At 52.9% G+C, this 11498-nt stretch carries 12 protein-coding genes; 1 reads left to right on the top strand and 11 read right to left on the bottom strand.

The genetic code is table 11. The annotated features are described in order from the left end of the window. Nucleotide 1 precedes the first annotated feature (1 nt). From NST44_RS16865 to NST44_RS16825, 9 genes are all read right to left on the bottom strand, one after another. The gene (locus NST44_RS16865; protein ID WP_210095115.1) at nt 2–928 is read right to left on the bottom strand and encodes an S-layer homology domain-containing protein; all 927 of its coding nucleotides are present in this window, start codon (nt 926–928) and stop codon (nt 2–4) included. Between the two features lie 64 nt (nt 929–992). Further along, the gene (locus NST44_RS16860; RefSeq protein WP_028405569.1) at nt 993–1457 is read right to left on the bottom strand and encodes a hypothetical protein; all 465 of its coding nucleotides are present in this window, start codon (nt 1455–1457) and stop codon (nt 993–995) included. Nucleotides 1458–1537: 80 nt separating this feature from the next. After that, entirely contained in the window at nt 1538–2272 is a 735-nt protein-coding gene (locus tag NST44_RS16855) for a hypothetical protein (protein WP_210095116.1), read from the bottom strand. A 1-nt stretch (nt 2273) separates the two neighbouring features. Next, complete coding sequence (locus NST44_RS16850) at nt 2274–3161, bottom strand: ATP-binding cassette domain-containing protein (protein ID WP_210095117.1); 888 nt, start codon at nt 3159–3161, stop codon at nt 2274–2276. Nucleotides 3162–3420: 259 nt separating this feature from the next. Continuing rightward, nucleotides 3421–3789 carry a PqqD family protein gene (locus NST44_RS16845; protein WP_007128659.1) on the bottom strand — a complete coding sequence of 123 codons (369 nt, stop codon included), beginning with the start codon at nt 3787–3789 and terminating at the stop codon, nt 3421–3423. Nucleotides 3790–3796: 7 nt separating this feature from the next. Then, on the bottom strand, nt 3797–5719 hold the full coding sequence (locus tag NST44_RS16840) for an OPT family oligopeptide transporter (RefSeq protein ID WP_213616441.1): 1923 nt from the start codon (nt 5717–5719) through the stop codon (nt 3797–3799). Nucleotides 5720–5905: 186 nt separating this feature from the next. Further along, a complete protein-coding gene (locus NST44_RS16835) occupies nt 5906–7027 on the bottom strand; it encodes a hypothetical protein (protein ID WP_213616440.1) in 1122 nt (373 codons plus the stop codon). A 227-nt stretch (nt 7028–7254) separates the two neighbouring features. Continuing rightward, entirely contained in the window at nt 7255–7593 is a 339-nt protein-coding gene (locus tag NST44_RS16830; protein WP_007128662.1) for a four-helix bundle copper-binding protein, read from the bottom strand. Nucleotides 7594–7710: 117 nt separating this feature from the next. Continuing rightward, nucleotides 7711–8751 (bottom strand): CobW family GTP-binding protein, encoded by a 1041-nt coding sequence (locus NST44_RS16825; protein WP_213616439.1) that lies wholly within the window; start codon nt 8749–8751, stop codon nt 7711–7713. Between the two features lie 113 nt (nt 8752–8864). Here NST44_RS16825 and NST44_RS16820 point away from each other — a divergent pair, with 113 nt between their 5' ends. Beyond that, on the top strand, nt 8865–9389 hold the full coding sequence (locus NST44_RS16820; protein ID WP_007128664.1) for a MogA/MoaB family molybdenum cofactor biosynthesis protein: 525 nt from the start codon (nt 8865–8867) through the stop codon (nt 9387–9389). Nucleotides 9390–9552: 163 nt separating this feature from the next. On the opposite strand, the gene NST44_RS16815 is transcribed toward NST44_RS16820, so the two are convergent. Together NST44_RS16815 and NST44_RS16810 are read right to left on the bottom strand one after the other, a co-directional pair. Beyond that, nucleotides 9553–10080 carry a hypothetical protein gene (locus NST44_RS16815; RefSeq protein ID WP_028405577.1) on the bottom strand — a complete coding sequence of 176 codons (528 nt, stop codon included), beginning with the start codon at nt 10078–10080 and terminating at the stop codon, nt 9553–9555. A gap of 82 nt (nt 10081–10162) precedes the next feature. Further along, on the bottom strand, nt 10163–11164 hold the full coding sequence (locus NST44_RS16810; protein WP_213616438.1) for an acrylyl-CoA reductase family protein: 1002 nt from the start codon (nt 11162–11164) through the stop codon (nt 10163–10165). Nucleotides 11165–11498 lie beyond the last annotated feature (334 nt).

Genomic DNA, 11498 nt, shown 5'->3' with positions numbered 1-11498 from the left:
ATTACTTCGACAATTCAAGCTTATCATCGATTTTGACTGTAATTTTCGAATACTTGGCCGGAATGAGCACATCATCCGAAGATGAAGAAATCACTTGCGGATAAAATTTGTCCGGGTCAGGTTGTACGATTCGGTAGTAGATCACCGCTTCCGTGCTGCTTGCGTAATCCACCGAGGTAATCTTGATGGAATACCCCGGATGCGGCAGATCATCCTTCGTTACCGTGACTTTGTTCTGCTTCTCGTCCGCTTTTTCGATACGGGTCGTTACGCTTGGGTCGGATTCGCCTGGCTCGGCAGGAAGGGCATTCTTCTGATGCTCTTCAATAAATTGAACCGCGTTGTACACCAGCTCGGCCGCTTCGATCCGTTTCAGCTTTTGATCCGGATGGAATTTGTCGTTAGCGTCCAGCTTCGCGATTTTCGTCAGCAGCAGAAATTGAACCGCGCTTTTGCTTTCCTGCTTGATTTGGTCCTCATCCGCCACATTCACGTACATCATCACGACCGGGTAATTGCCGGTTTTCCCGATCGCTTCAACCAGCAATGTCGCAAAGTCCTCGCGGGTGATCGGCTTATTCCACTCCATATCCGCCGTTACGGACAGTCCGTTCTGGGCCGCAATATTGACCGCATCCGCGAACCAGGCATCTTTCGGAACGCTCTCGAAGGAACGGCCCGTAAAGTTCGGCATCACCTTCAAATCGACCGCATTGACGATCAACTGCACAGCCTGTGCATACGTTAGAGGCTTGCCAGGAGCGAACCGGTCAGCACTCACGCCTTGAATAACTCCTTTCGCTTGCAGCTCCTTCACCATTTGCAGCTGCTTCTCTCCCTGGATATCGGTAAAAGCCGAAGCAGCGCCAGCGCCTAGGAGTGAGGATGCCACCAGAATCGCAGATAACCATTTTGTTGTTTTCTTCATCATAACACCTCCTATCATTTCTGACGCAGGGGCGTTGGAATATGTTTCATATCTGCGTATTTTTCTATACGCTTTTTTCGCCGTCCAGACCGAGCTTCACATACATTTCCTTCGAGTAGCCTTGCAGCTTCTGTTCGAGGGCCTGCGCCTGGTCTTTAAAGGCGGTCAGCTCGCGGATCATGCGGGAACGTCCGGCCGGGCTAAAGGTTTCATGAATCCGTTCTTTAAAATAGTCATGAACAATATAATTGCGCTGCTTCCACACTTTCTTCAATTGAACCGTCTCTTCTTCGGAGAAAGGAAAGTAATGCTGAATTTCATGCACCAGCTGACCGAGCGAGCTGCTCAGTTTCCGTTGGTACAGCTCCGCAAAATCCTCCTCCGACGGCACATTTCCTTGGGACAGCTTAATCAGCATCAACAAATTCGCCAGCTGCTGCTCAAGCGCCTGTGAATAATATACGGCTAATCCGAAATAGGCAAACAGCTCTTTGGAGTGGTCACTGTCCAGCAGTCGAGTTTGTTTCATCGTTACCTCCTCTGATATAGGCTGTCTTTACCGTTTCGTTAAAAACGATATCCCTATGGTAATGGAAGACCTCACCCACTTCAACCTGATTTTCGCGACAAGCTTGCGGCATCCTTGTTACATGCAATCCGCAAATAGATAGCAAACATGACAAGCGTATAAACAAGCAGGTAGAGCACGGTTCCGGAAATCCGCAGCGTTGACAGCTCCCTGGCATTCATCAGTACATCGACCATCACGGAAACCGGCGGCAGGACATAGGGGATGAAGCTGTAAAAGGCAGGAAGCGAATGAACGAGCGATTTACCCGCCAAAGACAGGATGATCAGAATGATCAAACAGCCGGCCGCCCTCCCCTGGTTCTCGATCCAGCCGGGCTGAAAGAATAACGACAGCGATATTCCGATCAGCGACAAACCGAAATGTCCGGCAAAGCCGAGCGCGAGGATAGGCGCTGACATCGGTTCTCCGAACATCCCGAAGGCAACCGGATAGACCACGGCGAAAATGCACAGCATGAATCCGATGATCGCGGCTGCTCCGTATTGGGCGGCATAATACCGCCTCGCGCTGCCGGCATGAATGATCAGCAGCATGGATTGACGCCCCTGGTCATGGTTCAAAAAATTCATCCCGAGCCAGGTGGAGCCGATAAACAGCAGCGCCGCCGTCACAGCATAGCTGTCCATGATGGGATTCGGCCGATAGGAATAGATTAGCATCACCGAGATGATTGTGAAAGCCAGCGGAGCAAAATACCGGTAGGATCTCGTATAGCTGGCCAGCATGTATGTCATTAAAGCAGCAGATCTCATGCTATGCTCCCCTCTCCGAAACGTCATTATATTCGGATATATCCGTTTCGGACGTATCTTTCCCATGGGGCTCCAATCTGCTGATCGTCCCTCCGCTGCGCAGAATCTCGACCAGCATCTCGTCCGTAAACGGCTGGGCTACGACCATGACAGCAGGGCTGCCTCTTGATATCCAATATAAAAAGCCCTGTCTGCTCTCCAATTGCTGCATGACGTCCGGCCGTACGCGGGAGAATTCCAGCCGCATTCTCGCCGCTTCTTCCCGCTGCCCAAGGATGCCGTCTCGCGTAATGGTTCCACCTTCAACAGACGTCACCCGATCGGCCAGCGAGGCGATCAGAAGCGGCTCATGGACGGACATGGCGATCGATGTCCCCTGCCTCTTAATCTCGCTTAGCATTCCGATCATCTCCAGCTGCGAGGGCTCATCCAATCCGGAGAGAGGCTCGTCCAGGACGAGCAAATCGGGCTGCCGAAGCAGAGCCTGCATCACATTCACCTTCTGGAGCATTCCCTTAGAGCATAAGTTCATCATGGTATCAGGCAGCTGAAATATATTCATCATGGCATCAATTCGTTTGATCGCGCTCTCCTTGTCTATACCCTGTATGCGGGCGATATATCGCAAGTATTCCGAAGGTCGGAACCGAAGCGGCGGGAAACGATCGTGTACGTAACCAATGATTAACGGCTTAATATGTTCCCTTCTGGCACCGCTTGAAGGATTGGCCAGTCCGGCGACAAGACAGAGCAAGGTGCTCTTTCCGGCACCATTTCCTCCCGTAATTGCGACGCATTCCCCGCGTGCGATGCTCCAGGATACGTCGGACAGCACAATTGCCTTTCCAAACCGTTTGCCGACCTCCTGCAAAGAAAGCAGCTTCTGCAAATCTCTCAGCTCCCGTTCCATAAAATGGCTTCTAGTATGTATTGTAGTACCTTTTACATGCCAAAAACAACCTCCGCCTGTACGGTTTAGGCGGAGGTGGGTGCGAACGTTGCCCTATTCGCTTTTTTGCCATTTTTCTGAAATTGGGACTGTATTGCCTTCAGGCACGGCATGCGGCATGCGGCATGGGAAAGGCCCCCGTCCGAGCGTCGAGCCTTACCTCGTGTAAAGGCCATTATACATTCTGCGCCCAGACGGATCATTCATCTGCGGCGAGCTCCCAGTCCAGCCAGCCATTCGCCTCCACCATCTTAATGAAAGCGGCCAGCCGGGGAATCAGCGGTTCGGCCTGCTCCCCAAATTCGGCATGGATCATTTGCGCGATTTCGGATAAGGTATGCTCGCCGTCACATTTTCGGATGACGGCTGCGCCAAGACGATCCAGACGGACCCGGATGACTTCGGGCTGGTTTAGGAAACGGACAGCCTGCCGCTCCAGCCAAGAGGTCCTTGGCACATGCACCCGCGCCCCTTCGTCTCCCGGCTCGAATCGGAGCCCCGGCTTAAGCAGCGGCTTCATCTCTAACAGATTGAGCCGAGTGTGCCGCTTCTTATGACGAAGCTTCATACCGGTATCACCCCTCCTGATCCTCGGTTAACCGTTCCTGCTTCCCACTCAACGAGCCGCCTATCAAAATAAGGGTTACGACCAAAAATACAAGGAGCGGCACCACATTATTCGCAATCAGCACATCGCCCGGTATGTCGACATTCATCCAGATCAATACGGCGATAATGACGCCGATCAGAGATTCACCAGCGATCAAGCCGGAGGCGAGCAGCGTTCCTTTCTCGACCCTGGCGGCCTTTAATTGCTCATTTTTGCGCGAAGCAATCTCGATAAGCCAGCGAACCACGCCTCCGATCATAATCGGCACGCTGACATGAATGGGAAGATAGATCCCGACGGCAACCGTGAGCGAGTTCAAGCCGAGAAGCTCGATGACGACAGCAGCAGCCACGCCGATAAACACGAGATCCCACGGCAAACTGCCGGCCATAATCCCTTCAACAATGATCCGCATCAGAACGGCTTTCGGGGCAGGAAGCTGTTCGGAACCAAGTCCGTAGCTCTCATTCAACACGGAAAGAATGAATCCGATCACAAGTCCCGAAACAAGGACGCCGATCATCATCGCTACCTGCTGCTTCCAAGGGGTTCCCCCTACCAGATATCCGGTTTTCAGATCCTGGGAAATATCGCTGGATACGGCAAGCGCTACGCATACGATTGCTCCGACGGTCAGCGAGGCGATCATGCCGGTCATCCCCGTTAAACCCGTCATTTTGAATATAAACGTGACGAACAATAACGTCGCAATGGTCATGCCCGATACCGGCGAGGAGGAGCTCCCGACGAGCCCGACGATTCGGGAGGCGACGGTCACGAACAAGAAACCGAACACGGCGATCGCTATGGCCCCGATGATGCCCACATCGGTTAACGGGGCGAATGCGATGATGACGATCAAGATTGCGATCATCACAAAGACCCAGAACGCAGGAATGTCCTTGTTGGTACGATCCAGCGTTACCTTCCCATGTTCCCGGCTCCGAAGGCCGCCAAGGGTGGCAAAGAGTGATCCGAACAGCATCGGCAAGGTTTTAACCAGCGTAATTAATCCGCCTGCCGCCACCGCGCCTGCACCGATGTAACGGATATAATCCTCCCACAATCCCCAGGCCGTCAGCTCCCCGATCGGGGCTGCGGACGGGGCAATGACACTTTGTCCACCCGCACCGATATAACCGATGGTCGGAATGAGGACCAGCCAGGCGAGTGCCCCTCCGGCGAGCATCTGGCCGGATATCCTCGGTCCGATAATGTATCCGACGCCGAGCAAAGCCGGATAAATATCCATGCCGATCAGGGCATTTTTAAACCGGTAGATATAGGTCTCAATCTCGGTTCTAAACCATTTAAAGCCGTCACCCATCGCCTTGACGACACCGCCAATCAAAAAGCCGTACACGACGAAAAGGGCGCTGCGGCCCCCCCGGTCGCCGGATTTAAGCACTTCCGCACAAGCCATTCCCTCCGGATAAGGGAGCGTGGCATGTTCATTGACGATCAGAAGCCGCCGCAGCGGTACCATCATCGCCACGCCAAGAAAGCCGCCGACAAGCACAATGAAGCTTACGGTCGCCATGGAAGGAATATGATTCCACATATACAGCGCAGGCAGTGTAAAGATGGTGCCGGCGGCAACAGCTTCGCCGGCTGTGGTCATCGTCTGTACAATGTTGTTCTCCAGTATGGATTGCCTTCGGAATATTCCCCTTAATACCCCTAACGATATAACCGCAGCGGGAATGGAGGCGCTGACCGTCAAGCCGATTTTCAGCCCCAAATATGCATTGGCGGCAGCAAATACAACGGCCAGCACGATGCCCAGGATGATGGCAAATACCGTCAGCTCAGCCATCGACTTGGAAGCGGGTATGTAAGGAACGAATCCGGTCCCCTTGCTCGCTTGCGCTTGTTTTCCATCTTGCATGCGCATGTCTCCTTTCTAAGCTGTATGAAGGTATGGGGTCGAGTCGTAAAGCATCCCTTATATTGCCCTCTTCTGCCAATCCTAAACGTGTGGGCATGTTTCTTCGGAAAGAACGAAAAAGCCCGGAGCATCAAAACAAGTTTGATACTCCGGGCTTCTTGAATGATCAATATGATAACCGCTGCTTTATTTCCCGGAAGTGTCTTGCTTTCCGTTGACCTTGACTTTGACTTCAACATACTTTACATTGCCGGAGTCGCCAACCTCCGACTTCACATGCTTGCCTTTCAATTTCTCGCCATGCTCGCCGTAAGCCTCTTTGACCGTCGGCCACATATCCTCGTCCGGCTTGACCCGGATCATCATATAGAACTCGCCGACATTTTTCGGCTTTGCGATCTGCAGCAAGAAACGGCCATCGGGGCCGACCTGGCTGCGATCGAAGTAACCGGTATGTATTTTGCCCGGAATATCGATATCGAGCTGTACCTCCGTGCCTTCCAGTAGATTGCTCTCCCCGCTGACATAATAATTTCTGTCATCCAGGGTAATCAAAGGCTTGATCCATACCTCGGGATTGCCTTGATCGTCCGGCTTTTCTCCGGCTGGCTCCTCCAGCTGTGCCTGTTCAGCTCCGGGCTTGATACGCGCCGCCGCACGGATTTCACAATAGATTTCATCGTCGCCGGAAACATATTGGTGCACATACGGACCGGTCAGAAGCTCGCCCTTCGTGCCGAGAATCTTCTGAATCGGCTCGGACAGATCCTCCGGCTGAATATTCACCGTGAGATCCAGCGGGTCCTTCGTAATATCCGGCCGCTTGATTTCAAGCCGGTAGCTGCCGTCATTCTCAGTAAGGGCATCATCCTTATAACCGAACATCGTATATCCTCTAGCCGTAATTTCCCCATTAATTTCAATGCCCGCCGGAAGATTGCTGGTTCCTTCAACAATCACCTGACTGTCCTCTACCTGAACATCCCCTTTGATCCATATATTCGGATCCAGTGTAACATCGCCATCTGCGCTTACGCCCTCTACAATTTCTGCATCAGCGACAACCTCCGCATCCGCTGTCTCTGAACCGCCTGCTACCTCGGCATCAGACGGCTCTCCGCCTTCATTTTCTTCGCCGGAAGTCGTCTCCGCCTGTTCGCCCGTTCCAGGCGATACCGCGTCCTCCTGCTTGGTTTCTTCCTTGGGAGCATCGGTTTGCTCCCCTGTCGGCGTTTTGCCACCTCCGCTGCAGCCTGCCAGCACGAGCAGGACAGACAGCAGCAAAGCCAGCCATCCCTTGCGATTCATCTTCCTAACCTCTTCCCTTCGACCTAAATTGTTAACGTCTGCCTGTACCTCCTAAATATTTGAAAATTGGCAGACCTTCATCTTTTATACACTATATTTCGATCCGATGAAACAAAAAAAATCAGCGGGATGAGAAAATGTTGCTGTCTTATCATCCCATGAAATCAAAAAGCCCGATCTTCGATATCAGAAGATTGGGCTTTCGGGAAATTAACATGGTCTTTGACTTAAAGCTGGCCGACCATCTCGCGGCATACGTCCGCACAGCGGCGGCATGCCTCGGCACATTGCCGGCAGTGGTCATGATCATGCTTCTCGCATTCTTCCGCGCATGCCAGACATGCTTGGATGCACAGCTCGCATATTTCCTTAACGAAAGGGCTGTTGCGTGACATTGCCTGTGCGGCAAAGGCGCAAATATCGGCACATTCGCGATCCAGCGCGATACAATCCCGCAGCATCGCGAGCTCGTATTCTTTCAGGCAGGATACATAACAGACGTTGCAAGCGTTCATACATTGGAGACATGCTTCGATGCATTCTTTATACTTGAGTTCATTGATCATGGATATATCCTCCTTGTAATTATAACGCTATGCCCTTGTATTAAACTGCCGAACACCGGTTGAATCACGCGCTGCGTCACGCGAGGCAGGGGCACGATTGATCTGCGCCTGCCGTTCCTAGACGGATGTACGCTTTCCTTCGAGCGCTTCAAGCTGCGCTTGCAGCACGGACTTGTTGAAATGCTCCCCGATAAACACCACGACATCTGGAACACGACCTTGAGGCGTGATCTTCATGAAATCCGATTCGCGAAATGCATACTGGAACAGGAATCGGCTGTTCGTATCGCTGAAGGTCAGTACCCCCTTGGCACGGTACACATCCCGTGGAAGCCCCGCTATGAAGTTCTCGAATTCCTCACTGTTGACAGGGCGGCTGAAGTAATATGTATAAGACATCACATGATCATGGGAATGGTGGGAATGCTCGGTGTGACTCGATTCCGGCTGAATTTGATCCTCGACCCCTTCAGGTACGGCCCTGCCCTGCGGTTCATCCGCTTCTTGCTCGGCTGAATGCCGCGGCATCACCGGATGATTCTCGTGGTCCGGAAGGCTGCCTAGGAGCTCATCCAGATTCACGTCGCAGCGTTCGGTCGGCAAAATCGGCGCGTACGGGTTCCAGCGGTGCACGAATCGCTCCATCGCATCCTTCTCCGCCGCGCTCACCCGATCCGTTTTATTTAACAAGAGCACGGAGGCCGAGCGAATCTGCTCCTGCATCAAGCGGTACGTCTTCCCTTTTTGCTCGACGCTGAGGTGGAGCAGATGAGCGGTATCCACAACGGTTATCAGCTTTTTTACGTCCATTCGCATGTAGAGGGAAGCCTCGGCTACCGCATCCAAAATTTCCATCGGATTGGCGATGCCCGTCGCCTCGATCACGATGACATCCGGCTTCTCGTTCTGGACAAGCATGGCGATCTCCGATGTCAGATCAGCACGGATGGAGCAGCAAATGCAGCCGCTCAGCATTTCGGCTGTCGGTACATTTTCCCCGGCGATCAGACCATCGATATTCACTTCCCCGATCTCATTCATCACGATCGCAGGCCGCAAGCCCTGAGCCTTCCAGTAGGCGATCATACGTGATAGCAAGGTTGTTTTCCCGCTGCCAAGAAAACCTGATAAAATATATATGGGTGTCACATGTTCCACGAATATGTACTCCTTCTTGATCAACTTATCATTATGCTAGCGAGTGTACTACATTTCGGTGATCGATCGCAAGCTTCGCCGCCGCTTACATCAATAAGAGGAGTAGTGATAACATGAACTCAGTTCAAGAGCATAAAGAGCAAGCTCCTGCCATCGTGCAGTGCATGGTTGTCACCGTCTCGGATACCCGGACCACAGACAATGACAAGAGCGGACAGCTGATGATCCGCCTCCTGGAAGAGGCGGGACATCGGATCGCTGCATACACGATCGTCAAGGACGATTATGAGCAGATCCGGGAGACCGTACGTACGGGCGTTAGCCGGCCGGATATCGATATCGTACTCCTAACGGGAGGGACGGGCATTTCCAGCCGGGATACGACCTATGAAGCCGTCTCCTCTATGCTGGAGAAGGAGCTTCCCGGCTTCGGGGAAATTTTCCGTTACCTCAGCTTTGCCGAGGACATCGGAACCGCTGCCATCTTGAGCCGTGCGATTGGCGGGACGATCCAAAATACGGCCGTATTCTCGATGCCTGGTTCCACCGGCGCCGTAAAGCTGGCGATGAATCGCTTGCTGCTGCCGGAGCTGACGCATATTAAGCAGGAATTAATCAAGCACGAGCCCAAACGCTGATACGAGCGGTTTATAGCCCTTTACGCAATGAAAGCTTCCGTCATGCTTTCCTCTAAGATTCTGGGCTAAAGAACAAGCGAAGCACGCGTTAAGGACATAGCAAGGGGCATCCCAGCGTCCAATTTCGGACCTTAAGGATGCCCCTCGCGTTTCAGGACATTTATTAACTGCCTGCACGACCGTCATGCTCGTTAAGCAATTGAGGCGCTATTTTTTTGAACAGGCTGTAGTAGTTATCGGTCTTATCTCCTGTGGACGTGTAAACAATCGATGTCTCCTTGTCGCTGTAGATCAGGTTATGGCCCCCTCCTACGTTGACATCCCCCTCTTGTGCACCGTAGATTTCGTCCATCCCTTTTCGTCTGGCTTCCGGGCTCTGATAAATATATACCGTAATAAACTGACTGGCATCATTGTTGATTCGATATTGATACGTCAGGTTGCCGATGTCATCTTCAGTAAACGTTTCGTTGGTCAGCCGGATATGCTCTTGGCTGAAAGCGGCTTGAAGATCTTCAAGCAATCTGCCGTTTCGGCCGCGCCCCGCATTCCTTGCTTCCCTCGACCCTTCTTCATAGGCCTGCATGCTGTACAAGCGTGCTTCTTCCTTCGCGACCTGCTTGGAGCAGCCAAGTGTCATCGATAAAATCATACAGATGATAAGCGCGGCAACATATCGTTGGACCATCATGTTCACTCACCCTTTCATTAGGTCAAAGGCTTCCTTCCCATAGGATGCCTGCGGATGAGCAACATTATGCGGCCGGCCGCCATTATAATCGAACGACGCTCCTTCCGACCGCTTCTCCTGCCAGTATGGTCTGCAGCAGCCCCGGCAAATCGGTCAAGCCGTATTCCGTAATGCCTTCGGCAAGGACGGTTTCGGGCTTCCACTCGTCCGCAAGCTTTTCCCAAATCGAGGTTCGTACATCCAGCGGACAAAATACCGAATCGATCCCTAGCAGGTTGATCCCGCGCAGGATGAACGGAAAGACGGTCGTTTCAAATGCCCCGCCGCCCGTCATGCCGGACACGGCAATGCTGCCGCCGTACCGGACGCTCTTGAGCAGCGAGCCGAGCTGACTTCCTCCGACCGGATCCACGACAGCCGCCCATTTTTGGCTCGACAACGCTTTTCCGGAATCGGCTGCCGTCTCTTCCCGCGACAGGACGTCCTCTGCGCCAAGCCGCTTTAACCACTCGGCATGGCTGGTCTTACCCGTTGATGCTGTCACGCTGTAGCCAAGCCGGCTAAGGATGGATACGGCGAAGCTTCCTACCCCGCCAGTGGCACCGGTCACCAGCACAGGACCTTGATCATTCGACAAGCCGTTCCGGATCAAGGCAGCAATCGACAACGCCGCGGTAAAGCCGGCCGTCCCGATCGCCATGGCATCCCTCGGAGACAGTCCGTCCGGTAGATGAAGCAGCCAGTCCCCTTTGACCCTGGCATACTGGCTGAAGCCGCCCTCATGCGAAACGCCGAGCTCATACCCCGTGCACAGCACCCCATCCCCCGGCTTGAAGCCGGGATGCGTAGATTCAACGACCGTTCCGGCCAGGTCGATTCCCGGAATAAAGGGATACCTGCGGACGATCGAGCTGTTCGGGATGCTGGCCAGCCCATCCTTATAATTCACGCCGCTGTGGCTCACCTGCACGAGCACATCTCCCTCCGGCAGTTGATCCAGCCTTAAGCTTTCTACAGCACTTTGTACCCCTCCTTGATCGTCCTGACGGAGGACAAAGGCCTGAAACTGCAGAATCGTGTTCATCAGTATATCGCTCCTTCTCCTGATTCTTGCCCGAGAACATGGTACATCCGCTTCCGAGGGTGGACCCGGGCTCTTCCTCTTGCTCCCTAAACATTTAAACGCGTATACCTTTTTTCCCTTCTGCATCGTAATCGAAAAACCTGTCATCGCACCATGATTTATTTCATTCATATCATTAACGTATCCCGGTTTCTTGCCTGCCGCAAGTGAATCCAAATTGTCGAGAACATGTATAAATTCACGGACGATGGCGATTCCTGCGCTTTCCCGAGAAATAGCCTGATAACCGCTTTATCCTGGATGAAAAAAGCCGGTTAACAAATAACCTTTAGTG

This window comes from Paenibacillus sp. FSL W8-0919, assembly GCF_038003785.1.
In the GTDB taxonomy this organism is placed as follows: domain Bacteria; phylum Bacillota; class Bacilli; order Paenibacillales; family Paenibacillaceae; genus Paenibacillus_AQ; species Paenibacillus_AQ lactis.
This window is presented reverse-complemented; position numbering and strand designations above follow the sequence as displayed.